Origin of the sequence: Mycolicibacter heraklionensis (assembly GCF_019645815.1) — a bacterium.
Taxonomy (GTDB): Bacteria; Actinomycetota; Actinomycetes; order Mycobacteriales; family Mycobacteriaceae; genus Mycobacterium; species Mycobacterium heraklionense.
Map to the genome: position 1 here is coordinate 1,398,736 of NZ_CP080997.1, position 26,149 is coordinate 1,424,884.

18 protein-coding genes are annotated in these 26,149 nt (G+C 67.1%); 10 read left to right on the plus strand and 8 right to left on the minus strand.

What is annotated here, in order from left to right; all coding sequences use genetic code 11:
• Positions 1 to 154 precede the first annotated feature (154 nt).
• The gene (gene corA, locus K3U94_RS06705) at positions 155 to 1,189 is read right to left on the minus strand and encodes a magnesium/cobalt transporter CorA (RefSeq protein ID WP_220695996.1); all 1,035 of its coding nucleotides are present in this window, start codon (positions 1,187 to 1,189) and stop codon (positions 155 to 157) included.
• 173 nt (positions 1,190 to 1,362) lie between these two features.
• Here corA and K3U94_RS06710 point away from each other — a divergent pair, with 173 nt between their 5' ends.
• Positions 1,363 to 2,352 (plus strand): malate dehydrogenase, encoded by a 990-nt coding sequence (locus K3U94_RS06710; protein WP_047320132.1) that lies wholly within the window; start codon positions 1,363 to 1,365, stop codon positions 2,350 to 2,352.
• A 4-nt stretch (positions 2,353 to 2,356) separates the two neighbouring features.
• On the opposite strand, the gene K3U94_RS06715 is transcribed toward K3U94_RS06710, so the two are convergent.
• A complete protein-coding gene (locus K3U94_RS06715; protein WP_220695997.1) occupies positions 2,357 to 5,680 on the minus strand; it encodes a LuxR family transcriptional regulator in 3,324 nt (1,107 codons plus the stop codon).
• 116 nt (positions 5,681 to 5,796) lie between these two features.
• Here K3U94_RS06715 and K3U94_RS06720 point away from each other — a divergent pair, with 116 nt between their 5' ends.
• Positions 5,797 to 6,984, plus strand: a complete 1,188-nt coding sequence (locus tag K3U94_RS06720; RefSeq protein ID WP_047320131.1) for an NAD(P)-dependent malic enzyme — start codon at positions 5,797 to 5,799, stop codon at positions 6,982 to 6,984.
• A gap of 8 nt (positions 6,985 to 6,992) precedes the next feature.
• Entirely contained in the window at positions 6,993 to 7,850 is an 858-nt protein-coding gene (locus K3U94_RS06725) for a glycine betaine ABC transporter substrate-binding protein (RefSeq protein ID WP_230987455.1), read from the plus strand.
• 5 nt (positions 7,851 to 7,855) lie between these two features.
• On the opposite strand, the gene K3U94_RS06730 is transcribed toward K3U94_RS06725, so the two are convergent.
• The 3 genes from K3U94_RS06730 to K3U94_RS06740 all read right to left on the minus strand — a co-directional run bounded on the left by K3U94_RS06730 (position 7,856) and on the right by K3U94_RS06740 (position 13,448).
• Positions 7,856 to 8,680 (minus strand): SDR family NAD(P)-dependent oxidoreductase, encoded by an 825-nt coding sequence (locus tag K3U94_RS06730; RefSeq protein WP_047320130.1) that lies wholly within the window; start codon positions 8,678 to 8,680, stop codon positions 7,856 to 7,858.
• Positions 8,681 to 8,822: 142 nt separating this feature from the next.
• Positions 8,823 to 12,530, minus strand: coding sequence for a multifunctional oxoglutarate decarboxylase/oxoglutarate dehydrogenase thiamine pyrophosphate-binding subunit/dihydrolipoyllysine-residue succinyltransferase subunit (locus tag K3U94_RS06735; protein ID WP_220695998.1), 3,708 nt, complete (start codon positions 12,528 to 12,530; stop codon positions 8,823 to 8,825).
• A gap of 138 nt (positions 12,531 to 12,668) precedes the next feature.
• Positions 12,669 to 13,448, minus strand: a complete 780-nt coding sequence (locus K3U94_RS06740) for a hypothetical protein (protein ID WP_220695999.1) — start codon at positions 13,446 to 13,448, stop codon at positions 12,669 to 12,671.
• Positions 13,449 to 13,746: 298 nt separating this feature from the next.
• Between K3U94_RS06740 and K3U94_RS06745 the strand changes: the two genes are divergently transcribed.
• On the plus strand, positions 13,747 to 15,657 hold the full coding sequence (locus tag K3U94_RS06745; protein WP_230987580.1) for an MFS transporter: 1,911 nt from the start codon (positions 13,747 to 13,749) through the stop codon (positions 15,655 to 15,657).
• A 12-nt stretch (positions 15,658 to 15,669) separates the two neighbouring features.
• Here K3U94_RS06745 and K3U94_RS06750 read toward each other — a convergent pair whose 3' ends face one another.
• Complete coding sequence (locus K3U94_RS06750) at positions 15,670 to 16,239, minus strand: LppP/LprE family lipoprotein (protein WP_220696001.1); 570 nt, start codon at positions 16,237 to 16,239, stop codon at positions 15,670 to 15,672.
• Between the two features lie 97 nt (positions 16,240 to 16,336).
• On the opposite strand from K3U94_RS06750, the gene K3U94_RS06755 reads away from it, so the two are divergent.
• Both K3U94_RS06755 and K3U94_RS06760 read left to right on the plus strand, forming a co-directional pair.
• A complete protein-coding gene (locus K3U94_RS06755; RefSeq protein WP_220696002.1) occupies positions 16,337 to 18,085 on the plus strand; it encodes a DEAD/DEAH box helicase in 1,749 nt (582 codons plus the stop codon).
• Positions 18,082 to 19,227 (plus strand): acyltransferase family protein, encoded by a 1,146-nt coding sequence (locus tag K3U94_RS06760; RefSeq protein WP_220696003.1) that lies wholly within the window; start codon positions 18,082 to 18,084, stop codon positions 19,225 to 19,227. The genes K3U94_RS06755 and K3U94_RS06760 overlap by 4 nt, the downstream gene beginning before the upstream one ends.
• A 284-nt stretch (positions 19,228 to 19,511) precedes the next feature.
• On the opposite strand, the gene K3U94_RS06765 is transcribed toward K3U94_RS06760, so the two are convergent.
• Both K3U94_RS06765 and K3U94_RS06770 read right to left on the minus strand, forming a co-directional pair.
• Positions 19,512 to 20,096, minus strand: coding sequence for a TetR/AcrR family transcriptional regulator (locus K3U94_RS06765; protein WP_047320124.1), 585 nt, complete (start codon positions 20,094 to 20,096; stop codon positions 19,512 to 19,514).
• A complete protein-coding gene (locus K3U94_RS06770) occupies positions 20,096 to 21,316 on the minus strand; it encodes a cytochrome P450 (protein ID WP_047320123.1) in 1,221 nt (406 codons plus the stop codon). Before K3U94_RS06770 ends, K3U94_RS06765 begins: the two co-directional genes overlap by 1 nt.
• A gap of 119 nt (positions 21,317 to 21,435) precedes the next feature.
• Here K3U94_RS06770 and K3U94_RS06775 point away from each other — a divergent pair, with 119 nt between their 5' ends.
• From K3U94_RS06775 to K3U94_RS06790, 4 genes are all read left to right on the plus strand, one after another.
• Complete coding sequence (locus K3U94_RS06775) at positions 21,436 to 21,897, plus strand: MmpS family transport accessory protein (protein ID WP_047320122.1); 462 nt, start codon at positions 21,436 to 21,438, stop codon at positions 21,895 to 21,897.
• Positions 21,894 to 24,818, plus strand: coding sequence for an MMPL/RND family transporter (locus tag K3U94_RS06780; protein WP_047320121.1), 2,925 nt, complete (start codon positions 21,894 to 21,896; stop codon positions 24,816 to 24,818). Before K3U94_RS06775 ends, K3U94_RS06780 begins: the two co-directional genes overlap by 4 nt.
• Positions 24,815 to 25,252, plus strand: a complete 438-nt coding sequence (locus K3U94_RS06785; protein WP_047320120.1) for a hypothetical protein — start codon at positions 24,815 to 24,817, stop codon at positions 25,250 to 25,252. The genes K3U94_RS06780 and K3U94_RS06785 overlap by 4 nt, the downstream gene beginning before the upstream one ends.
• Before the next feature lie 65 nt (positions 25,253 to 25,317).
• Positions 25,318 to 26,073 carry a TetR/AcrR family transcriptional regulator gene (locus K3U94_RS06790; RefSeq protein WP_230987458.1) on the plus strand — a complete coding sequence of 252 codons (756 nt, stop codon included), beginning with the start codon at positions 25,318 to 25,320 and terminating at the stop codon, positions 26,071 to 26,073.
• Positions 26,074 to 26,149: the final 76 nt, after the last annotated feature.

Genomic DNA, 26,149 nt, shown 5'->3' on the forward strand with positions numbered 1-26,149 from the left:
GGCGAGAGAGCGTGTTTGTACCGCGGCACGCCGAGAAACCTGTGCAACTGCGCACGCTCACCCGGGTGTGAGCGTGCACGGTTGCACCACCGCAGCGGCGTGTCGGCGTACAAACACGCTCGCTCGCGGAGAGTGGAGGCAGGGCGGGCGGCCCTCAGAGCCAGCCGTTGCGGCGGAACGCGCGGTAGAGCACCGCGGAGATCACGCACATACCCGCCACCACCATCGGATAGCCGAATGCCCAGTGCAGCACCGGCATGCGGTCGAAGTTCATTCCGTAGATGCCGGCGATCATGGTCGGCACGGCGATGATGCCGGCCCAGGCCGACATCTTGCGCATGTCGGTGTTCTGCTGCATGCCCACTCGTGCCAGCGCGGCCTGCACCAGTGAGCTGAGCAGCTCGTCGTAGCCGGCGATCTGCTCGGCGGCGCGGGTCTGGTGATCGGCGACGTCGCGCAGATAGCGCCGCACCTCTTTGGAGATCAGATCCCGGTAGTCGGTCTGCATCCGCTCGAACGGCACCGACAGTGGCGCGACCGCGCGCCGCAGCTCGACGACCTCACGCTTGATCTGGTAGATCGGTTCGACGTCGGTGCGGGTGCCGGGCGCGAACGCCGTCTCCTCGATGACGTCGATGTCGCTTTCCATGAGGTTGGTCACCTCGACGTAGCGGTCCACCACGTAGTCGGCGATGGCATGCATCACGGCAAACGGACCCAGCCGCATCTGTTCGGGATCGGTGTCCATCCTTTTGCGGACTTGCGCCAAGCCGCTGTGCTCGCCGTGCCGGACGGTGACCACGAAGTTCTTGCCGACGAAGATCATGATCTCGCCCGTTTCGACGATCTCGCGCGGCAGCAACGCCGACTCGTGCGGGATGTAGTTGACGGTCTTGAGCGCCAGGAACAAGGTGTCGTCGTAGCGCTCCAACTTGGGCCGCTGATGTGCCTGAACTGCGTCTTCGACTGACAGCGGGTGCAGTTGGAAGGTGGCAGCCACGCCCTGCATCTGGGCCTCGCCCGGCTCGTGCAGACCGACCCAGACGAACGCCTCCCGGCCACTCGCCTCGATCTCGCGCACCTTGGCCCGGGCGCCGGCCGGGGTGAACTCGCCGGGAATCCGCTGGCCGTCTGCGTAGACACCGCAGTCGACCAGCACTCGGGGTGTCGGGTCCCGCAACGCCGTCATGGCCGCTCTCCCTCCCGCGCAGGTGCCGGTCAAATGCTACGCGTCCGGCGCCAACGTGCACGGTGAGCGCGATGAAGGGCTGGAGGTCCCGAAGTTTCGGTGACGACGCCGGTGCGCTAGTTTCGACCCGGACCAAAGCCAGACCAGCCGAACTCGTTCGAGGAGCACTTGACGTGAGCAAAACCCCACTCAAGGTGGCCGTCACCGGCGCCGCCGGCCAGATCGGCTACAGCCTGCTGTTCCGCCTGGCCAGCGGGTCGTTGCTGGGCCCCGACCGGCCGATCGAACTGCGCCTGCTGGAGATCGAGCCCGCCCTCAAGGCGCTCGAGGGTGTCGTCATGGAGCTCGACGACTGCGCGTTCCCGCTGCTGTCGGGGGTGCAGATCGGCTCGGACGCGAACAAGATCTTCGACGGTGTCAACCTGGCGCTGCTGGTCGGCGCCCGCCCGCGTGGACCGGGCATGGAGCGCAGCGACCTGCTGGAGGCCAACGGTGCGATCTTCACCGCGCAGGGCAAGGCCCTCAACGCGGTCGCGGCCTCCGACATCCGGGTGGGTGTGACCGGCAACCCGGCCAACACCAACGCGCTGATCGCGATGACCAACGCCCCCGACATCCCCAACGAGCGCTTCTCCGCACTGACCCGCCTGGACCACAACCGGGCGATCTCGCAGCTGGCTGCCAAGACCGGCGCCAAAGTCACCGACATCAAGAAGATGACGATCTGGGGCAACCACTCGGCCAGCCAGTACCCGGACCTGTTCCACGCCGAGGTCGGCGGGCGTAACGCCGCCGAGGTGGTCAACGACCAGGCTTGGATCGAGAACGACTTCATCCCCACCGTCGCCAAGCGTGGCGCGGCGATCATCGACGCGCGGGGCGCCTCGTCGGCGGCCTCCGCCGCGTCGGCCACCATCGACGCAGCGCGGAGCTGGCTGCTCGGCACTCCCGACAACGACTGGGTGTCGATGGCCGTGGTCTCCGACGGTTCCTACGGCGTGCCGGAGGGCCTGATCTCGTCGTTCCCGGTCACCACCTCCGATGGTGACTGGAGCATCGTGCAGGGCCTGGAGATCGACGACTTCTCCCGCGGCAAGATCGACGCCTCGACCGCTGAGCTGGCCGAGGAGCGCGAGGCGGTCACTGGGCTGGGCCTGATCTGAGGCGCTAAGCCCGGCGGGCGACTTCCTGTGCGAGCTGCACTCGGGAGGTGAGCCCGAGCTTGGTGTAGACGTGGGTCAGATGCGTCTGCACGGTGCGCGGAGACACGAAGAGCCGAGCGGCAATGTCTTTGTTCGGCAGTCCTTCGCTGACCAGTCGCGCGACGTCGAGCTCGGTCGGGGTGAGTGAGGTCCAACCGTTGGTGGGGCGTTTGCGCTCGCCGCGCCCGCGCAGCGCGTAGCCGATGGCGTCCGCGGTGGACAGCGCGGCTCCTTCGGCCCAGGCGGAGTCAAAATCGTTGTCGTCCATCGACTTCCGCAACGCGGTCAGCCAGGCGTGCCAGTCGGCGTCGTGGATTTTGAATCGGACGGCGCCGGTGCGTTGCCGGATGCCGGCGGCGGCGCCGAACAGCCGGGCGGCTTCTTGGGTGCGGCCAGCGCGCGAGACCGTGGCGGCCAGACACTCGAAGGCCTCGGGAACCCCGGTTTGTGCCGTCATTTCGGCGGCGATCGCGAGTGCTTCGTAGAGGTCGCGCTGCGCGCGCTCGGGCTCGCCCTGGGCGATCGCAACCCGCGCACGCGAAACGAGGCCCATCATTCGGTACCACCCTGTCGTTGCGGCGACGCCGTCGTCGGCCCATTGCGCCGCAGCCGCCAGATCGCCCAGTGCCACAGCGGTTTCGGCTCGGCACCAGCGGAATATGGCGGCGACCTGGCTGTAGACGCCGATGTGATGCCACATCCGCTCCTGTGCGACTGTCGCCGCGGCCGCGTCGCCACTGGCCAATGCCACCAGCCCCACTGCCATATGGGCGACGCCCTCGTGCACGCCGCTGAGTTCGGCGCCGGTTTCGATCAGCGCCGCCAATGCCTCTTCGGCTTGGCCGATCTCGCACCGAAAGGCCGACGCCAGAGCCAGGTTCTGCAAGCCCAGGAACCGGTTCAGAAGGTCGCCGGCGCTGTCCGCGTCGGCGATCATCTCCTGACAGCGCGTGATCTCCCCGGCCAGGTCGCCCTGCATGTAGCGCGCCATCCCCTGCCAGTTGCGGCAGTATCGCGAGTTGAACTGGTCGCCAATGGAATCGGCCAGCTCATGGCCCGATTGCCCGATCGTGAAGGCGCCATTCAGGTCACCCGTCACCGCGGCCGCATAGGTCTGCCAACCGAGAATCTGACTCAGCCGCCAGCGGTCATCCAGTGCGCGGGCGAGCTCGATCGCTTCGGCGAAGTACGGCGCCGCCACCTCCGCGTTGTAGGCGGCGATGCTGACGCAGGCGGTCAACGCCCGGGCCAGTAGCGCCTGATCGTCGAGGTCACGTGCGATCGCCACCGCTTCCTGCGCTTCGTCCAAGCTGTTCAACGCGAGGCCCCATGCGTTGAGAAGTGCGTGATCGGACAGCGCCCGTGCCCGTATCGGGCCAGCGAGCTCCGTGCCCCGCGCAGCACTGTCGCGCAGGGCGGTGTCGAACCAGGTCACGCCTTCGGCGATGCGGCCGCGGCCGAGCCAGAGCGGGAGCAGGGATGAAGCCAAGGTCAACGCCTGCTCCGGCTCGTCGTTTTCCTGGCTCCACGCGAACGCAGCACGGAGATTGTCGATTTCGGTGTCTGCCCTCGCCAGCATCAGTTCGTAACCGTCGTGAGGCGGGTGGTCGAGCGCGGCAGCCATCGCGGTGTAGTGGTCGCGGTGACGCGCCCGGATGGCGTCGGCTTCGCCGGACTCGCCGAGCTTTTCCATGGCGTACTGGCGCACCATTTCCAGCATCCGGTAGCGCGTTCGGCCAGTGGTGTTTTCGGCGATCACGAGCGACTTGTCAACCAAGAGAGTGAGTTGATCGAGCACTTGGTGACTCGCAATGGCTCCGCATCCGGCCACGAACTGGGCGGCGTCGAGATGAAAACCATCCATGAAGGCGGCAAGGCGCCGGAACAACACCCGCTCGGGATCGGTGAGTAGAGCGTGCGACCAGTCGACGGATGCGTGCAAGGTCTGCTGGCGACGCACCGCGCGGCGCGAACCGCCGGTCAGCAGCCGGAACCGGTCATGCAACCCCTCGAGGATCTCCTCGAGCGACAACGCGCGCACCCGCGCCGCTGCGAGCTCGATCGCCAGCGGCATCCCGTCCAGTCGCCGGCAGATCTCCGTGACCGCGGCGGCGTTGTCCTCGGTGACCTGGAAGTCCGGACGGGCGTGACGGGCGCGGTCGGTGAACAACGTGATGGCCTCGTCGACCAGCGACAGTGAGGGCACCCGCCAGACCACTTCGCCGTCCACCCCGATCGGTTCTCGGCTGGTGGCCAGGAACGTCAGCCGTGGGCAGGCGCCGAGCAGGCCGAGCAGCAGCGTTGCGGTCGCATCGAGGAGGTGTTCGCAGTTGTCCAGCACCACCAGCAGATGCCGCTCGCCGATCCAGCGGAGCAGGGTGTCCATCGCGGAGCGGTCCGGCTGATCCGGCAGGCCCAACGCCCGGGCCGCGACCATCGGCACCAGCTCCGGATCGGTGATCGGCGCCAGATCGACATACCAGATGCCGTCGGCGAAGTGGTCCGCCAGCAGCCCGGCGATCTGTACCGCCAACCGGGTCTTGCCCGCGCCACCGGAACCGGTCAACGTGACCAAGCGGTTGTCGGCCAACAGCGCCCGCACGTCATCGATCTGGGCGCCACGTCCGATGAAGCTGGTCAGCTGAGGGGGCAGATGGGTGGACGCGACGGTCGTGGACGCCCGCAGCGGCGGGAAGTCGTTGCGCAGATCCGGGTGGCACAGCTGCAGCACCCGTTCGGGACGGGGCAGCCCGCGCAAGGGATAGCTGCCCAGCTCGATCAGCCAGGCGCCGGCGGGGAGCCGGTCGATGACCAAGGCTTCGGTGATTGCCGAGAGGACCGTTTGGCCGCCGTGCCCCAAGTCGCGGATGCGGGCGGTGCGGTTGATGGTCGGCCCGATGTAGTTGCCCGCCTCACTGGTTTGACCGCGCAGTTGCACCTCGCCGCTGTGCAGGCCGATGCGAAGCCGAATCGGTGCCAACGGCGCACGCTGCAGTTCCACGGCGCAGGCCACCGCGTCGCTGGCCCGGGCGAACGCCGCCACGAAGCTGTCGCCCTCACCCTGTTCGACGGGCCGGACCCCGCCATGGGCAGCGAGGACTTCGGTGAGGGTGCGGTCCAGCCGCGCGATCGCAGCCGTCATCTGTTCGGCCTGGGTCTCCCAGAGCCGCGTTGAGCCCTCGACGTCGGCCAGCAGCAACGTCACCGTTCCGGTCGGGAGCTCGCTCACGCCCAACTCACTCCAGTTCACCGCCGGCGTGTCCGTGCGTTCGCTCATGGTAGCCAGCATGCGACCCGCCCGGCCGGCAAAACATCAGCGAAAGCGCGTAGATGCGCGCGCGGGATACATGGGCTGTCCCAGCCGATCGAAAGAATGCAAAGCCAGAGCAGTACCCTGGACTATCGATGCCCGAGAACCTTGCGAACATGGTGAACAGCTCGCCGATCGTCATCGGAGACGAAGAGATCTTCGAAGCCCACACGGGCGGAAAGATCTCCGTCGACCTCAAAGCCCCGCTGGACAGCCAACGTGCGCTGTCGATCGCCTACACCCCGGGTGTGGCGCAGGTCAGTCGCGCCATCGCCGCGGACCACACGCTGGCGGCCCGCTACACCTGGGCGCACCGGCTGGTGGCGGTGGTCAGCGACGGCACCTCGGTGCTCGGGCTCGGTGACCTCGGGCCGTCGGCCGCCCTGCCGGTGATGGAGGGCAAGGCCGCGCTGTTCAAGACGTTCGCCGGCCTGGACTCCATCCCCATCGTGTTGGACACCAAGGATCCCGACGAGATCGTCGAGACCCTGGTGCGGCTGCGCCCGTCGTTCGGGGCGGTCAATCTGGAGGACATCTCCGCCCCGCGGTGCTTCGAAATCGAGCGACGGGTGATCGAGGCGCTGGACTGCCCGGTGATGCACGACGACCAGCACGGCACCGCGATCGTGGCCCTGGCGGCCCTGCTGGGCGCGGCCAAGGTGCTCGACCGCGACATCGCGTCGCTGCGGGTGGTGGTTTCCGGTGCCGGCGCCGCCGGTGTGGCCTGCGCCAACATCCTGCTCTCGCGGGGCATCTCGGAGATGATCGTGCTGGATTCGCAGGGCGTGCTGCATCCGGAGCGCTCCGGCATGAACGACGTCAAGATCGAGTTGGCGCAGCGGACCAATCCTCGGGGCCTTACCGGCGGCCTGGCCGAGGCGCTGGCCGGCGCCGACGTCTTCCTGGGCGCGTCCGGCGGGGTGGTGCCCGAGGAGCTGATCGCGTCGATGGCTCCGGGTGGGGTGGTGTTCGCGCTGTCGAACCCCGACCCCGAGATCCACCCCGACCTGGCGGCCAAGTACGCGGCGGTGGTGGCGACCGGCCGCAGCGATTTCCCCAACCAGATCAACAACGTGCTGGCCTTCCCGGGCGTGTTCCGTGGTGCGCTGGACGCCGGCGCGCGCCGCATCACCGAGACGATGAAGTTGGCTGCGGCAGAGGCGATCTTCTCCGTCGTCGCCGACGAGCTGGCCCCGGACCGTATCGTGCCCAGCCCGCTGGACCCGCGGGTCGAGCCGGCCGTTGCGGCGGCCGTCGCGGCGGCCGCCGACTCCGCGTCGTAGAGCGCACGGTGCCCAGGCCGCTAGGACATCACCTGCGCCGCCTGGCGCTCGGATGGGCGGCTGTGCTGATCGCCGGCTGTGGCGCCCATCCGGGGCCGCCGCCACTGAGCGTGGGAATGTCGCAGGATCCGCAGTCGCAGGTCCTGGGCCACCTGTATGCGAGCGCCCTGCGCGGTGCCGGTGCCGCGGTGCGGCTTGAGGCCGTCGCCGACCCGGTTGGCGGGCTGGATGCGGGGGAGTTGACCGTCGTTCCCGGTTTCACCGGCCGCTTCCTGGTGATGTTCGCCCGCGATTCGACGGCGCGCTCCGATCGGGCCGTCTACTGGGCGTTGGCCGGCGCGCTGCCGGAGGGCCTGGCGGTCGGCGACTACGCCATGACCGCTGAGGACAAGCCCGCCCTGGCCGTGACGAAGGCGACGGCGACCGCGTGGGGCGGCACCGACCTGCCCGCACTCGTCCGGCATTGCGCCGGGTTGACCGTCGGCGGTGTCGCGGGCGTGCGGGTGCCGAAGACGGTGGGCCGGTGCACGCTGCCCAAGCTGCGCGAATTCGGCGATGACGCAGCGCTGTTCGCGGCCCTGCAGGCCCGTCAGATCACCGCGGCGTGGACCAGTACCGCCGATCCCGACGTGCCGGAAGGCACCGTGCTGCTCACCGACGCGCGCCCCGCGCTGGTGCGCGCCGAGAATGTGGTGCCGCTGTATCGCCGCAATGAGTTGACCGAAGCCCAACTGCTGGCGATCAATCAGGTGGCCGGCGTGCTGGACACCGAAGCGCTGATCGACATGCGCCGCAAGGTGGCCGACGGCGCCGACCCGCAGGCCGTGGCGGACGCCTTCTTGGACGAGCACCCGCTGGGCAGATAGCCGGGCTACTGTGGCCGGAGCTTGGGCAGGGCGAACGAGAACAGGCGTTGGTATCGCGAGCCCAAGATGCGCACGAGCAGGTCCAGAGTCCGCGCATCGTTGCCGATGAGCACGCGGGCCCGGTTCTTGCTGACCCCGTCGAGGATCACCCGGGCGGCCTCCTCGGCGGTGGTGGAGGCCAGGCGCCGGTCGAAGAAGTCGGCCATCGCCTTGGCGTCCAACCCCTCGGCGACGGTGGCGTTGCGGGCGATCGCGGTCTTGATGCCGCCCGGATGCACCGTGGTGACCTTGACCGGGTGCTTGTTGATGGCCATTTCCTGGTTCAACGCCTCGGTGAAGCCGCGGACGGCGAATTTGGCGGCGTTGTAGGCGGCCTGGCCGGGCATGGCCAGCAGCCCGAACAGGCTGGAGATGTTGATGACGTGTCCGTCGCCGGATTCGATCAGGTGCGGCAGGAAGGCCTTGGTGCCGTTGACCACGCCCCAGAAGTCGACGTCCATCACCCGCTCGATGTCTTTGAACGGGCTGATCTCGACGTCGCCGCTGAACGCGATACCGGCGTTGTTGTAGATCTGGTTGACCTTGCCGAAGTGTTCTTTGACCTCTTCGGCGTAGGCGAGGAACGCCTCTCGCTCGGTGACGTCGAGACGGTCGGCCTTGACACGCACGCCCAGCGCGGTCAGCCGCCGCTCGGTCTGGGCGAGACCCTCGGTGTCGACGTCGCTGATCGCCAGCTGCGCTCCCGCGCGGGCCAGCTCGATGGCCAGCGCTTGACCGATGCCCGAACCGGCACCGGTGACGACGGCGACCTTCCCGGCGAATCCCTGCATGTGTTCTCCCAGCGGTCGGTGGACTGTCTGAGCTTATTCGGTACCGCTGGTACTGGGTTTGGTGGCCCCGCGAAGGTGCGTAGTTGCACGTGATGACGCGGCGTGTCGCGTGCAGACACGCACCCTCGCGGGAAAAGGGGGCTCAGCTGAAGGCCGAGTCGATGATCTCCTGCTGCTCGACCGCGTGCACCTTCGACGACCCCGACGACGGCGCCGACATGGCGCGGCGCGAGATCCGCTTGATCCCGGTCAGCTTCTCCGGCAGCAGCTCCGGCAGCTCCAGGCCGAACCGCGGCCATGCCCCCTGGTTGGCCGGCTCCTCCTGCACCCAGAAGAACTGCTGCGCGTTCGGGTAGCGGTCCAGGGTGTCACCGAGGCGGCGCTTGGGCAGCGGGGCCAGCTGTTCGATCCGCACGATCGCGATGTCGTCACGGCCGTCCTTGGCCTTACGCGCGACCAGCTCGTAGTAGAGCTTGCCGCTGGTCAGCAGCACCCGGGTGACCTTGCTGCGGTCGCCCACGCCGTCCTCGTAGGTGGGTTCCTCGAGCACCGAGCGGAACTTGACGTCGGTGAAGTCCTTGATGTCGCTGATCGCCGCCTTGTTGCGCAGCATCGACTTCGGGGTGAACACGATCAGCGGCCGCTGGATCCCGTCGAGGGCGTGGCGGCGCAGCAGGTGGAAGTAGTTCGACGGGGTCGAGGGCACCGCGATCGTCATCGAGCCCTCCGCCCACAGCTGCAGGAAGCGCTCGATGCGCCCGGAGGTGTGGTCCGGGCCCTGGCCCTCGTGGCCGTGCGGCAGCAGCAGCACCACGTTGGACAGCTGACCCCACTTGGCCTCGCCGGAACTGATGAACTCGTCGATGATCGACTGGGCGCCGTTGACGAAGTCGCCGAACTGCGCCTCCCACAGCACCAGGGCGTCCGGGTTGCCGACGGTGTAGCCGTACTCGAAGCCGACGGCGGCGAACTCCGACAGCGGCGAGTCATAGACCAGGAACTTGCCGCCGGTCGGGGTGCCGTCGGCATTGGTGGCCAGCAGCTGCAACGGGCTGAACTCCGCGCCGTTGGCCTGGTCGATGATCACCGAATGCCGCTGCGAGAAGGTGCCTCGGCGGGTGTCCTGCCCGGACAACCGGATGAGCTTGCCCTCGGCGACCAGCGAGCCCAGCGCCAACAGCTCGCCGAACGCCCAGTCCACCTTGCCCTCGTACGCCATTTCGCGGCGTCGCTCCAGCACCGGCAGCACCCGCGGGTGCACGGTGAAGCCCTCGGGGATCGTCATGAACGCGTCGCCGATGCGGGCCAGCATTGCCTTGTCGACCGCGGTGTTCAGGCCGCGCGGCACCTGCTGCTCGGACTCCACCGACTCGCTGGGCAGCGCGGCATGCTTCTCCAGTTCGCGGATCTCGTTGAACACCCGCTCCAGCTGGCCGTGGTAGTCACGCAGCGCGTCCTCGGCCTCCTTCAGCGAGATGTCGCCGCGGCCGATCAGGTCTTCGGTGTAGCTCTTGCGGACACCGCTCTTGGTGCCGATCACGTCGTACATGTACGGGTTCGTCATCGACGGGTCGTCGCCCTCGTTGTGCCCGCGGCGGCGGTAGCACAGCATGTCGATGATGACGTCCTTGTGGAACTTCTGCCGGAAGTCCACTGCCAGCCGGGCCACCCAGTCGCAGGCTTCCGGGTCATCGCCGTTGACGTGGAAGATCGGCGCGCCGATCATCTTGGCCACGTCGGTGCAGTATTCGCTGGAACGCGAGTAGTCCGGCGCTGTGGTGAAACCGATCTGGTTGTTGACGACGATGTGGATGGTGCCGCCGACCCGGTAGCCGGGCAGCAGTGCCATGTTGAGCGTCTCGGCCACCACGCCCTGACCGGCGAACGCGGCGTCGCCGTGCAGCATCATCGGCACCACCGAGAAGGGTGGGTCTTCGTCGGTGCCCAGGGCGCCGCGGCCCAGCAGGTCCTGGCGGGCCCGGACCAGGCCCTCCAGCACCGGGTCCACCGCCTCCAGGTGTGACGGGTTGGCGGTCAGCGACACCTGAATGTCGTTGTCGCCGAACATCTGCAGGTACACCCCGGTGGCGCCCAGGTGGTACTTGACGTCGCCGGAGCCGTGCGCCTCGGCCGGGTTGAGGTTGCCCTCGAACTCGGTGAAGATCTGCGAGTAGGGCTTGCCGACGATGTTGGCCAGCACATTGAGCCGGCCGCGGTGCGGCATCCCGATGACGACCTCGTCGAGGCCGTGCTCGGCGCACTGGTCGATGGCCGCGTCCATCATCGGGATGACGGTTTCGGCGCCTTCGAGGGAGAACCGCTTCTGGCCGACGTATTTGGTCTGCAGGAAGCTTTCGAACGCCTCGGCGGCGTTGAGCTTGCTCAGAATGTACTTCTGCTGCGCCACAGTGGGTTTGACGTGCTTGACCTCGATGCGCTCCTGCAGCCACTGCTGCTGCTCGGGCTCGAGGATGTGGGTGTACTCCACGCCCACGTGGCGGCAGTAGGCGTCGCGCAGCACCGACAGGATCTCGCGCAGCTTACGGATATCGCTGCCCGGCAGGCCGGTGACTTTGAACTCCCGGTCCAGGTCCCACAATGTCAGGCCGTGGCTCTGCACGTCCAGGTCGGGGTGGCTGCGGAACCGGGTGTTGTCCAGTCGCAGCGGGTCGATGTCGGCCATCAGGTGGCCGCGGTTGCGGTAGGCGGCGATCAGCTCGACGACGCGGGCGTTCTTGTCCACCACCGAGTCCGGGTTGTCCGTGCGCCACCGCACCGGCTCGTAGGGGATGGACAGCTCGAAGAAGATCTCGTCCCAGAACGCGTCCGACAGCAGCATCTCGTGCACGGTGCGCAGGAAGTCGCCCGATTCCGCGCCCTGGATGATGCGGTGGTCATAGGTCGAGGTGAGGGTGATCACCTTGCCGACGCCCAGCTCGGCGATGCGCTGTTCGCTGGCCCCTTGGAACTCGGCGGGATATTCCATTGCGCCGACGCCGATGATCGCGCCCTGGCCGGCCATCAGCCGGGGCACCGAGTGCACGGTGCCGATGGTTCCGGGGTTGGTCAGCGAGATCGTCACGCCGGCGAAGTCCTCGGCGGTGAGCTTGCCGTCCCGGGCCCGACGCACGATGTCTTCGTAGGCGTCGACGAACTGCGCGAAGCGCAGCGATTCCGAGCCCTTGATGGCAGCCACCACCAGGGACCGCTTGCCGCCGGCGCCCTGCAGGTCGATGGCCAGTCCCAGGTTGGTGTGGGCCGGCGTGACGGCGTTCGGCTTGCCGTCGACCTCGGCGAAATGCCGGTTCATGTTGGGGAACTGCTTGACCGCCTGCACGATCGCGTAACCCAGCAGGTGGGTGAACGAGATCTTGCCGCCGCGGGTCCGCTTGAGCTGGTTGTTGATGACGATGCGGTTGTCGATCATCAGTTTGGCCGGCACGGCGCGCACGCTGGTGGCCGTCGGCACCTCCAGGGAGGTGGACATGTTCTTGACCACTGCTGCCGCGGCGCCACGCAACACCTGCAGCTCGTCGTCGGCGAGCGGCGCGGGAGCTTGCGAGGGGGTGGGCTTGGCGGCCGGGGCCGGCGCCGGAGCAGCAGGAGCCGGGGCGGCAGCGGCCGGTGCTGCGGGGGCGGGTGCCGCAGGAGCGGGGGGAGCCGGTTGCGCCGGGGGAGCGGGCGGGGCCGCGGGTGCAGCCGCACCGTCACCGCGCTGCGCGTCGGGGGAGTAGTCGGCCAGGAACTCGTGCCAGCTCGGGTCCACCGAGGCGGGATCCTCGCGGAATTTGCGGTACATCTCCTCGACTAGCCACTCGTTCTGACCGAAGGGTGAACTGATACCGCTCACGACAGCTTCTCGCCTCGATTCCTGGTCGTTCGGCGTGGCACTTGCGCCCGCGCCCGCCTGCCTCATAAAGGCTAGCCCCTCGGAGATATTCCGCCAGGCTCGCGGCCGATTGTCCGCCGGACCCGATTCCGCCGACGGTTATGCGGAGTGGGCATCGTCATCGCTCAGGGCCGGCACCAGGTGCAAGTTCACCGGCCAGCGGCGGGCGGGGGGACCGAACGCCTTGCGGGCGTTGCTGATGATCTTCTTGCCTATCAGGCGGTTCCCAATGGCCCCGATCACCGCCCCCAGGCCAACCGGCAACAGCTTGCCGAACGCCAGCGCCCCGCGGCGCAGGGTGAAGCGCTTGACGAAGTACCGCAGCAGTCGGGAGTTCAACTCCTTGACCGCCGGAAGCGGTAGCGCCGCGACGCCCGCAGAACCTTCGGCGAGCCACGCGCCGCTGGTGCGGCCCGGGCCGAGCAGGTCGGCGAGCGCGCCCTTGCCCTGGTCGCCCACCAACACCGCCAGCACCAGCGCGCGCCGCCGGTCGCGGTTGTCCACCGGAATGCCGTGTACCTCCGCGACGGACAGCACGAAGAACGCGGTGGCCTCCAGGAACACCGCGGTCTCCCCGGCAACCGCCGACAGCGCCATCAGGGTGCCGATCGCCGGCACGGCCGCGGTGGCGCCCACCGCGGCGCCGCTGGCCGTCGCCGCGGCCAGGAAACGCTTCTCCAGCTTGGCGATGACCTGCGCCGGGTCGGCATCGGGATCACTGCGGCGCAGTCGCTCCACGTAGGCGCGCACCGCCGGACCCTGCACCCGCTCGCTGCGCTCGATGACCCGCGCCAACACCCGGGCCGCCATGGTCGGCTTCTCCTCGTCGAAGGTCGGCGCCGGAGCCTGCGCCGGCCTTCGCCGTCGAAAGATGCCCATGGTTGCCTCCCGTTTCGATTCGGTGGTCTTCAGGCTAACGCCCTGGTGACTGTTTACCCGTTTCAACGGAACAGTCGTCGCCCATCAGCGAATTCCCGCACCGGCGATCCGAGTTGTTCCCGACACCATCTGTCCGTAGCGTCGGATGAGGTGGCTTGGAGCCCTGAACAGCACGGCGCAGCGATCGGAGGGGCGGCGCTTGAGCAGCACGAACGTGGACCCGGAACGCGCGGATTTCGCACGTTCCGGTCCGACGCGCTCAGCCGATCCGGTCAACCCGTGGAACGCGCTGTGGGCGATGATGCTCGGCTTCTTCGTGATCCTGGTGGATTCCACCATCGTGGCCGTCGCCAATCCGAGCATCATGTCGGCGCTCGACATCGGCTACGACACGGTGATCTGGGTTACCAGTTCCTACCTGCTGGGCTACGCGGTGCCGCTGCTGGTCGCCGGACGGCTCGGTGACCAGTTCGGACCCAAGAACCTGTACCTGATCGGGCTGGCGGTGTTCACCGCAGCGTCGCTGTGGTGCGGTCTGGCCGGGGGCATCGCGATGCTGATCGCCGCCCGGGCGGTCCAGGGCGTGGGCGCCGCCCTGCTGACCCCGCAGACCCTGTCGGTGATCACCCGCACGTTCCCCCCGGATCGGCGCGGTGCGGCGATGAGCGTGTGGGGCGCGACCGCCGGGGTTGCGACGCTGATCGGGCCGCTGGCCGGCGGCGTGCTGGTGGACCGGCTGGGCTGGGAGTGGATCTTCTTCGTCAACGTCCCGATCGGGGTCATCGGCCTGGTCCTGGCCATCGTGCTGATTCCCGAACTGCCGGTGCACCGTCATCGTTTCGACATCCTCGGCGTGGCGCTGTCGGGGATCGGGATGTTCCTGCTGGTCTTCGCGCTGCAGGAAGGTGAGTCGCAGGGGTGGGCGCCGTGGATCTGGGTGCAGATCTTCGGTGGCATCTGCTGCCTGGCGGTCTTCGTCTACTGGCAGGCCGTCACAGGCGGTGAGCCGCTGGTACCACTGCACATCTTCCGCGACCTCGACTTCGGGCTGGCCAACGCCGGAGTGGCCGTCATCGGTTTTGCGGCCACCGGGATGGTGCTGCCGGTGATGTTCTACGCCCAGGCGGTGTGCGGGATGTCACCCACCCGCTCCGCTCTGCTGACCGCGCCGATGGCGATCGCCACCGGAGTGCTGGCTCCGGTGGTCGGAAAGATCGTCGACCGGGCGCATCCCCGGGCGGTGGTCGGTTTCGGCTTTTCGGTACTGGCGATCGCGCTCACCTGGCTGTCGATCGAGATGACGCCGCTCACCCCGGTCTGGCGGCTGGTGCTGCCGTTCGCGGCGATCGGGGTCGGGATGGCATTCATCTGGTCGCCGCTGGCGGCCACCGCCACCCGCAACCTGCCGCCACAGCTGGCCGGTGCCGGTTCCGGGGTCTACAACGCGACCCGCCAGGTCGGGGCGGTGCTGGGCAGCGCCGGCATGGCGGCCTTCATGACGTCGAGGATCGCCGCCGACCTGCCGGCGATGCCGGGCGGCCTGCACCCCGAGCACCCCTCCGCGGTCCTGCAGCTGCCCGAGTTTTTGCACGAGCCGTTCGCGGCGGCCATGTCGGAGGCGACGCTGTTGCCGGCATTCGTCGCGCTGTTCGGTGTGGTCGCCGCGCTGTTCATGGTCGGCTACGTCGTCGACCCGGCCCGCCGCACCACCAGGCAGAGCGACTACGGCGCCGATCCCGACGGTTTCGATGACTTCGACGATTTCGGCGATTACGAGGACTTCGACGACCTCGACGACCGCCCCGCTGACGCCAGCGTCCCCGAACGCGTCAGCCTGCCTCGACACTTCCACCCCCGCAGCGTCGAACCCGACGTCGACGAACGGACCGAGCCGATTCCGGCCGTCCCGCCCAGGGCCCCGCAAGCCCGTCGCCCGCAGGACCCCGCCACCGAGCCGCTGACCGTCGAGATCGCGCCGGTGCGGACGCTGATTGCCGAGCCTGAACCGATATCGCTGCACCACAACGGCTTTGATGTCGATGCGGGACGCCATCTGCGGCCGCTCACGAACGGGACGCCGGTGCCCGATGTGCTGGCCAAATTCGGGATCACCGGCACCAGTCCGAGCCGCCGAAATCGGCACTATCGGGAGGATCCCGACGACACCGATGCCTTCGGGCGGCACTCGCAGCGCGACAGGTGGTTCTAGGCCCGGGACCGGCTAGCGGGTGGTGTTGCCGACGATCTCTACCCCGGTGCCGTTCCAGTGGAATTTCACGATCCCGGCCAACCCCGGTATCCCGCTGGCGTTTCGCAGGGCCACCGTGTCGCCGGTGGACTGCGCCACGTCGATGCCGCTGAATCCGTAGGTTTCCGGTACGGATTGGGGCAGGAATTCGCCGCGGTGAAACAACACCGCACGCGTACTCGGGTGTTCGGCGTTGGTGTTGGCCTTGATGATCACCGCCGAGATGTCGGCACAGGTGCTGTAGTTGCCGGCCAGTGGCTCCGGGCTCCACGGTTGCTTGCTGCGCGGGTCACGGGGCAGCTCTGAGACGGCCTTGGTGATCGCCGGCGCGGCCAGGTTGACCGCGCACGGGTCGGCGGGGGCCGGGCTGCTCGACGTCGCGGACGCGGTGGTGGTGGGCGCCTGCGGCGGTGCGGCGGCCGGGCTGGTGTTCTCCGGGGTCTTGGCGACGGTGGAGTCTCCCGAACCGCAGCCGGCCAGCAGAGCTGCGGCCAGCGCGACGATCGCTACTGACGGTTTGACGGCACCCGGCACACCGGGCACCGTACCGCCGCCCAGCCGACTGTCCGGGGAGGCGCGGCCGACCCCGGATCAACTGTGGCGTTAGGTGGGCGTCTTTGCCCTTAGACTGTTAAGCGCTATGACCTCGACTGATGTGCCCGCTGAGCCGTTCCCGGACCCACCCGCCCCGTCCATCGCGGACGACACCCCGACATTCGCCGACCTGCAGATCCACCCTTCGGTGCTCAAGGCCGTCGCCGACGTCGGCTACGAGACGCCCTCGGCGATCCAGGCCGCCACCATCCCGGCCCTGCTGGAGGGTTCCGACGTGGTCGGGCTGGCCCAGACCGGCACCGGCAAGACCGCCGCGTTCGCCATTCCGATCCTGTCGCGCATCGACACCACCAGCAAAGCCACCCAGGCGCTGGTGCTCGCGCCCACCCGCGAGTTGGCGCTGCAGGTCGCCGAGGCGTTCGGGCGCTACGGCGCGCATCTGCCCCGGATCAACGTGCTGCCGATCTACGGCGGCGCGTCCTACACGGTGCAGCTGTCCGGGCTCAAGCGCGGCGCGCAAGTGGTGGTCGGTACGCCGGGCCGGGTCATCGACCACCTGGAACGCGGCAGCCTGGACTTGTCGCACCTGGACTACCTGGTGCTCGACGAGGCCGACGAGATGCTGCAGATGGGTTTCGCCGAGGACGTCGAGCGCATCCTGGCCGACACCCCCGAGTACAAGCAGGTGGCCCTGTTCTCGGCGACCATGCCCTCGGCCATTCGTCGTATCACCAGCCGCTACCTGCACGACCCCGTCGAAGTCACCGTCAAGGCGAAAACCACCACGGCGGAGAACATCTCCCAGCGCTACATCGAAGTCGCCGGGCCGCGCAAGATGGACGCCCTGACCCGGGTGCTCGAAGTCGAGCCCTTCGAAGCGATGATCGTCTTCGTCCGCACCAAGCAGGCCACCGAGGAGGTCGCCGAAAAGCTGCGCGCTCGAGGGTTTTCCGCGGCGGCGATCAACGGTGACATCGCGCAGGCGCAGCGGGAACGGACCATCACCGCACTGAAGAACGGCAACATCGACATCCTGGTCGCCACCGATGTCGCCGCCCGTGGACTGGACGTGGAGCGCATCTCCCACGTCGTCAACTACGACATTCCCAACGACCCCGAGGCCTATGTGCACCGGATCGGGCGCACCGGGCGGGCCGGGCGCTCGGGAACCGCGCTGCTGTTCGTCAACCCGCGGGAACGCCACCTGCTGCGGCTGATCGAGAAGGTGACGCGGCAGAAGCTGGTCGAGGCCGAGCTGCCCAGCGTCGATGACGTCAACGCTCAGCGGGTCGCCAAGTTCGCCGACGCGATCACCAACCATCTCAGTGCGTCGGGCATCGAGCTGTTCCGTCGCCTGGTCGAGGACTACAGCCGCGAGCACAACGTGCCGATGGCTGACATCGCCGCCGCGCTGGCGCTGCAGTCCCGAGACGGTGAGGCGTTCCTGATGGTGGAGCCGCCGCCGGACAAGCGACGTGAACGCGTCAAGGATCGCGACGGCGGCCGGGACGACCGCAAAGGCGACCGCAAGGGCCCCCCGAAGGAAGGGTTTGCCACCTACCGGATCGCGGTCGGCAAGCGCCACAAGGTCAACCCGGGTGCGATCGTCGGGGCGCTGGCCAACGAGGGCGGCTTGAATCGCAGCGACTTCGGCAACATCAGCATCAAGGTGGACCACTCGCTGGTCGAGCTGCCCGCCAAACTGTCCGGCAAGACGCTCAAGGCGTTGGAGCAGACCCGGATTCAGGGCCAGCTGATCAACCTGCGTCGTGAGCGGCCGTCTGGTAAACCCGAACGTCGCGGCGAGGGTGGGTACCGGAAACGGACCGAATGACCCTCTCGCCGGACGAGGACGAGGACGAACAGGGCGGGCTCGAGCAGGTCGCCCATGTGGACCGGGTCGCGTCGCTGACCGGTGTGCGTGCGGTGGCCGCTCTCCTGGTGGTGGGAACGCACGCGGCCTACACCACTGGTAAGTACACCCACGGCTATGCGGGCCTGCTGGGCTCCCGGATGGAGATCGGGGTGCCGATCTTCTTCGTGCTCTCCGGTTTTCTGCTGTTCCAGCCGTGGGTGCGGGCCAACGCGTTGGGGCGACCCGACCCCTCGGTCCGGCGCTACGCCTGGCACCGGGTGCGCCGCATCATGCCCGCCTATGTCGTGACCGTGCTGCTGGCCTATGTGATCTACCACTACCGCACCGCCGGCCCGAACCCCGGCCACAACTGGGTCGGGTTGCTGCGCAACCTGACGCTGACCCAGATCTACACCGACAACTACATGTTCGGCTATCTGCACCAGGGACTCACCCAGATGTGGAGCCTCGCAGTCGAAGTCGCCTTCTACGTGGTGCTTCCACTGCTGGCCTATGTGGCATTGGTCTGGTTGTGCCGACGGCAGTGGCGGCCGGCGCTGCTGCTGGTCGGGCTGACCGCGGCGGCGGCGATCACGCCGGCCTGGTTGACGCTGGTGCACACGACTGACTTCCTGCCCGACGGCGCCCGGCTGTGGCTGCCGGGTTATCTGGCCTGGTTCGTCGCCGGCATGATGCTCACGGTGCTGCAGGCGATGGGCGTGCGCTGCTATGGCTTCGTGGCTATTCCGTTGGCGCTCATCTGTTATCTCATCGCGTCCACGCCGATCGCCGGGGAACCCACCACGTCACCGGCCAAGCTGTCCGAGGCTCTGGTCAAAGCCGGCTTCTACGCCGTGATCGCCGCGCTGATGGTGGCGCCCCTGGCGTTGGGCAACCGCGGCTGGTATGCGCGGTTTCTGGCGAGCCGGCCGATGGTGTGGCTGGGGGAGATCTCCTATGAGATCTTCCTGGTTCACCTGGTGCTGATGGAGTTGGTGATGGTGGAGGTGCTGCGCACCCCGGTCTACACCGGGTCGATGCTGGCCCTGTTCGTGGTCACCATGGTGGTCACCGTGCCGGTGTCCTGGCTGCTGCACCGGCTCACCCGGGTGCGGGCCTGAGTGCCGTTCAGCCAGGATTGTTCCCGGCCGGGCCACAGGGAGAATTGCCCGCCTGTGACCGACAACCCGCCCTGGCCGGCGGTCGCGTCCGGCAGCGCTCTTCGTCGAGTGTGCGGTTTGGGTCGAGTGTGCGGTTTGGGAGGCCAGCGCTGCGTTTTCCCCTACCAAACCGCACACTCGGCGCAATGTCCTCGCCGTCACACCGGGGCGAAGCCCCCTGAGCGGGGTTCGTCGCACAGTCGCTCGGAGGCGGGCAACTCTCCTATTGCCTAAGCCCTCATTCCCTAAGCCGAGCTGAGGCGGCCCGGCGCGAGCACCACCGGAACCACGAACTGCGTCAGCATCGCCCGCTCGTCGTCGGCGTCGCGGCCGGGGAAGCTCAGCAGTGACGTCATCACCCGCACCACCCAGCGGGCGCGCTGCTGGTTATCGGTGTCGCCGTCGCCCAGCGTGTTCAGGAACGACGCGACCATCACGGTGATGACGTCGGACTGCGCGGCCATCGCGGTCCCGATCGGCGGTCCGCTCTCGGCGAACCACGATGCCAGCGCCGGGTTGCCGCGCACCAGGGACAGCGATTCGGTGATCCCGGTGACCAGCCGCTCCGCCGGGTCGTCGATGCCGGACAGCCGCCGGGTCAACTCGTGATAGAGCGTGTTGGCCCAGCGGTGCACGTAGGCGGTGTGCAGCGCGTCGCGGCTCTCGAAATACCGATACAGCGTGGCGCGGGAACATCCTGCGGCGCGGGCGATCTCATTCATGCCCACCGAAGCGGCATCGTGCTCGGCGAACAGCTTTTCGGCCGCGTCGAGGATCTTCTCGGCGGCAAGCTCTCCGCGCTGGTCGGACAGCCAGGCCCGCCCGGCCATCACGATCCGGCGGTGAACGGAACCGACAGCGGTCGTCGCACGTAACTGCCACCGGCCCATCGGATTCCGGATTCGTCGATGGTGTAGTTCGGGCAGCGTGCCAGCAGTTCCTGCAGCGCCACTCGCGCCTGCATCCGCGCCGCCTGATTGCCGATGCAGTGATGCGCGCCGTAACTGAAGGTGAGGATCTGGTGCGGCTTGCGTTGCACATTGAGGTCCGCGGCGTCCGGCCCGAACTGGCGTTCGTCGCGGTTGCCCGAGCCGTAGAGCAGCAACACCTTGCGTCCCATCGGGATGGTGGTGTCGCCGATGGTCACGTCCCGGGTGGTGGTCCGGGCCAGCCCCTGTACGGGGGAGGTCAAGCGCAGCAACTCCTCGACGGCGTCGCGGATCAGCTCCGGGTTGTCCACCAGCAGTTGACGCTGGTCCGGGTGTCGCTGCAGCAATTGCACTGAGCCGCCGAGCATTCCGGTCGTTGTGTCGTTACCGCCGGTCACCATGGTGAAGGTGAACGCCAACACCGCCAGCAGCCCGGCGACGTCACCGTCGGCGCCCATCCCGGCTGCCACCAGATGCGAGACGGTGTCATCCTGTGGGTCGGTGCGGCGGCGTTCGATGAGGCCGCTGAAGTAGGCCATCATCTCGCCGATCGCGTCACCGGCCGAGGCGACGCCGTCTTCGCTGACGGTGGCCGCGACGACCGCCTCGGTCCACCGGTCGAACTGGCTGCGGTCCTCCTCCGGAACACCCAGGTAGTGCGCGACCACCATCGACGGCAGCGGCTTGAACAGCTCGCCGACGATATCGCCGCCGCCGTTGGCCTGCAGTCGCTCGAGGCGCTCGACGACGAACTCGCGAACCTTGGGCTCCAGCAACTCCACCTGCCGCGGCATGAACCCGCGGGCCACCAGCTTGCGAAACTCGGTGTGCACCGGCGGATCCTGCATCACCATCGGCGGGTTGTCGGCCAGGCCGATCAGCTCCAGCTCGCCGTAGTTGACGGTCAGTCCCTGTGCCGAGGAGAAGGTCTCGTGGTCGGCGGCGGCCGCCCAGATGTCGGCGTGCCGGGACAGCACGTAGTAGTCCTGGTTGGGCGCGTTCTCCGGGACCACGTGGTGGACCGGGTCGTGGTCGCGCAGCGCGGCGTACATCGGCCAGGGGTTGGGCCAGGTGTCGGCGTTGCAGAGCTCAAACTTCGGATGAGACAGCGTGGTCGTCATGTCTCATTGGTACGACAACCGCCCGTTCGGTGTCAATAGCTTGTGGGATTCCGGTCGACTGGCCTGCATCGCTGACACAGTACTTGTGTGAAACTGTAATGCAGTCTAATTTGACCGCCATGTCAACGCGCGACAGTCAGAAGGTCTCACTGGTACGCCACCTGGGCCGCAACTGGAAGCTGCTGACGGCGGTGCTCGTCGTGTTCGTCGCGGGACTTACGGTGTATCGCCTACACGGCATTTTCGCGTCCCGCGACGTCGTGTCTACCCCTAGTGGTTTCGCCAACGACGTTGCGCCGTTCAACCCCAAACGAGTGTTCATCGAGGTCTATGGCCCGCCGGGGACGGTTGCGACGATCACCTATTTGGATGTGGATGCGCAGCCGCAACGCGCCGACGCTGTCGTGCTGCCCTGGTCCTACGACGCGACGACGACGAAACCGGCTGTTGCCGCCAATGTTGCGGCCCAAGGCGACAGCGATTCGATCAGCTGCCGGATCACGATCGACGGCGACGTGAAAGACGAGAGAACGGTCAATACCTTGCACGCCTTCACCTACTGTATGGACAAGTCCGGATGAGCCCGCAGATCTCGTGGCGTCGGCTCCCGGACCTGCTGAGGCGCTACTCCGCGGCGATCGTATTCTTCTGGCTCGCCGTCGCCATGGTGACGAATGTTTTTGTACCGCAACTGGAGAAGGTGGCCGAAGCAAACAACGCGTCACTGAGCCCGCAGGACGCACCGTCGCTGAAGGCCGCCAAACACATCGGTGCGGTTTTCCAGGAGTTCAGTTCGGACAGTTCGGCGATGATCGTGCTGGAGGGCGATCAGCCCTTGGATGCCGCGGCACACCACTACTACGACGGGTTGATCGCCAAGCTCAACCGGGACACCCGGCACGTCGAGCACGTTCAGGATTTCTGGGGCGATCCCCTGACCGCGGCCGGCTCGCAGAGCAACGACGGCAAGGCCGCGTTGGTGCAGGTCTATCTCGCAGGAAACCAAGGCGAATCGCTGGCCAACGAATCGGTCGACGCGGTGCGCAGCATCGTCAATGACACGCCACCGCCACCGGGTGTACGGGCCTATGTCACCGGGGCCGCACCGTTGGTCACCGACCAATTCGAAGTCGGCAGCAAGGGCACGTGGAAAACGACCCTGATCACGATCGGCGTCATCCTGATGATGCTGTTGTGGTTGTACCGACGCGTCACCACAGCGATCCTGGTGGTCTTCATGGTGATGATCGAGCTGACCGCGTCGCGCGGCGTCGTCGCCGTGTTGGCCAACGCCGGCATCATCAAACTGTCGACGTATTCGACGAATCTTCTGACACTGCTGGTGATCGCCGCCGGCACCGACTACGCAATCTTCCTACTCGGCCGTTTCCACGAAGCCCGCTACGGCGGCCAGGACCGGGTCACGGCGTTCAACACGATGTATCACGGCACCGCACACATCATCCTGGGCTCGGGCCTGACGATTGCCGGTGCGGTGTTCTGCCTGACGTTCGCTCGGCTCCCGTATTTTCAGACGCTCGGTGTCCCCGCGGGTATCGGAGTTCTCGTCGCTGTCGTCGCGGCCTTGACGTTGGCGCCCGCCATGCTCGCCGTCGGCCGGCACTTCGGCCTGTTCGAGCCTGCGCGGCAGCTGAGTACCCAGGGCTGGCGGCGAATCGGCACGGCCCTGGTGCGCTGGCCCGGACCCATCCTGGTGGCCACGATCGCGGTCGCGCTGATCGGCCTGCTCGCCTTGCCCGGATACAAAACCAGCTATGACACCCGGCCCTATATGCCGGCCGACGCCCCGGCCAACGTCGGCTATGCCGCTGCCGAACGGCACTTTTCACAGGCCAGGCTCAACCCCGAGCTGCTGATGATCGAAGCCGACCACGACATGCGCAACCCGACGAACATGATCCTGCTCGAGCGCGTCGCAAAGGCGATCTTCCATACCGACGGCGTCGCGCAGGTCCAATCGATCACCCGTCCGCTGGGTACGCCCCTGGATCACACGTCGATCCCGTTTCAGATCAGCGCCGGCAGCGCGACGCAGATCCTCAACCTGCCCTTCCAGGAGTCGCAAGCGGCCAACATGCTCAAACAGGTTGACGTGATCAACAATTCGATCGACATCCTGCGCCAGCAATATCTCCTGCAGCAGCAATCCGGCGCCATCACCGATGAGCAGGCGAAGGCATTCCAGGAGACGGTGGCGACCGCGACGGATCTGCGGAATAAAATTGCGAATTTCGACGACTTCATCCGCCCGCTGCGCAGCTACTTCTACTGGGAACCGCACTGTTTCGACATCCCGGCGTGCGCGGCCATCCGGTCGGTGCTCGACGCGCTCGACGGAATCGACGTGCTCACCTCTCAGCTCGACGACGTCGCCGGGAGCATCGCCAAACTCGATGCACTGCAACCCAAGCTGCTTGCGCTGATCCCGCCCCAGATAGCCAGTCAGGAACAGAACCGCGACCTGAGCATGACGAACCACGCGACCAGTTCCGGGTTGAACGACCAGGCCGCGGAAGGACTGGACAACGCGACGGCCATGGGCAAAGCGTTCGACGAGGCGAAGACCGATGACTCGTTCTATCTACCGCCGGAGGTCTTCACCAACCCGGAATTCCTACGGGGGGTGAAGATGTTCATGTCACCCGACGGCAAGGCGGCCCGGATGATCATCACCCATGAGGGCGATCCGGCAACACCGGAAGGCATTTCACATATCGACGCGATCCGCCATGCCGCGCGGGATGCGGTCAAGGGAACTCCGCTCGCGGGATCCAAGATCTACCTCGCCGGTACCGCAGCCACCTATAAGGACATCGCCGAGGGCGCCAAGTATGACCTGATGATTGCCGGAGTCGCCGCGCTGAGCCTGATCCTGCTGGTGATGATGTTCATCACCGGCAGCGTCATCGCCGCACTGGTCATCGTCGGCACCGTCGCCCTGTCTTTGGGTGCGTCGTTCGGGCTCTCGGTACTGATCTGGCAGTACATCTTCGGCATCCACTTGTACTGGATCGTGTTGGCACTGGCAGTCATTCTGCTGCTGGCCGTGGGATCCGACTACAACCTATTGCTGATATCCCGGTTCAAGGAGGAATACCACGCCGGCATCAACACCGGCATCATCCGGGCGATGGCCGGCTCCGGCTCGGTAGTCACCTCGGCGGGTTTGGTCTTCGCCGCGACGATGGCATCGTTTATGTTCGCCGAGCTGCGGGTGCTGGGCCAGATCGGCACCACGATCGCCCTCGGGCTGTTGTTCGACACGCTGATCGTGCGCTCGTTCATGACCCCGTCGATCGCAGCACTGCTGGGCCGCTGGTTCTGGTGGCCGCTGAAGGTACGCCCCCGGCCCGCCAGCCAGATGCTGCAGCCGTATGGCTCCCGTGCTGCGGTACGGCAGCTATTGCTGTGGGAGGACGACGATCCGGGCACGTCCACGGTCAGCCCATCCAGGGGCGGCAGCGGTGGAGGGGGACAATGAATTTCGGATTCTGGGGTGTTCTCACGGTGCTGGCGGCAGTTTTGGCAGTGGTTTTCGCCGGGTGTGCGCTCGTGTACGTCAGGCGGTTGGAGGATCGGACTCCGGCGGCACTCGGCGAAGAAATAGGTGCTCACAAAGCGGTGCTGGCCAAAGTGCGCAAGCGTCAGCCCCTGACGCAAGACGAGTTCACCTACGCGCACGAACTGGTCGCCGACGCCCGGTCCCCGCTGGCATATGCGATACCCGCGGTCATCTTCTTCGCCGGACTGTTCTACATCGTCGGCTGCCTTCACGAACTCGACGTCCACGGCGGCAACCCCTCATTCCGGACGTTCATCGGAGGCTTTCCGATGCTGGGTTCGTTGAACATGCTGGCACAGTTCAGCAGGGTCGCACGCTTGAAATCGCGCCTAGAGGACGCGGTCGTGCTGTGAGTCGCCAAGCTGACACCGCCACCAAGCCCGTGGAAACCGTTGCGCCAGAGCTGATCGAGGCCGCGGTGCGCGCCGCCGAGACACTCAAACGCGACATTGCTGAAGTTCCGGTCAGCGCAATCGCCGCCGAAGCCCAGATGTCCCGCAGCACGCTACTTCGCAGGTTGGGCGGATCCCGCAGGGTTCTCGATGCCGCGGTCCGTGCCGCCGGCATCGACCCCGGCGGCCGGCCCCCGGTACGGGTGCGAGCACTTACCGCGGCCGCCGAGTTGATCAGCGAGAACGGCTTGGCGGCAACCACTCTGGACAGCATTGCCGAGCGCGCCGACTGCTCGGTGTTCAGTTTGCACGCCGTTTTCGGCGGACGCGACGAACTGCTACGCGCAGTGTTCGACCAGTACAGTCCCATCCGCGACATCGAAGATTATCTTGCCGCCGTACCGGATGACCTCCGTACCACAGTGCACGGCATTTACCGCACCATAGCGGTCGCGCTGAGCCGTGAACCCCGTGTCGCTCCCGCGATGCTGGCGGAGGTGTACTCGCGGCCGGAAAGTGCCACGGTGCAGTCACTGACCCGCTACACGGCTCCACGCATGTTGGGCACGCTCGGAGCCTGGTTCGAGGCAGAGGTCCGCGCAGGACGCATCAAGGATCAGCCGCTGCTGGTGCTGATCCAGCAACTTCTCGGACCCATGCTCATCCACATGCTGATGCGTCCGGCGTTCCCCGACGCGCTCGACTTCATGCTGCCCGATGTCGACAGCATCTGCGAACACTTGACCGCCAATTTCCTTGCCGCCGTGGAAATTCGACCATAATGGTCGGTCGCCCTCTTCGCGAGCGTGCGTGTCCCCGGTCGACACACCGAGCGAATTTCCGGAAATACGCACGCTC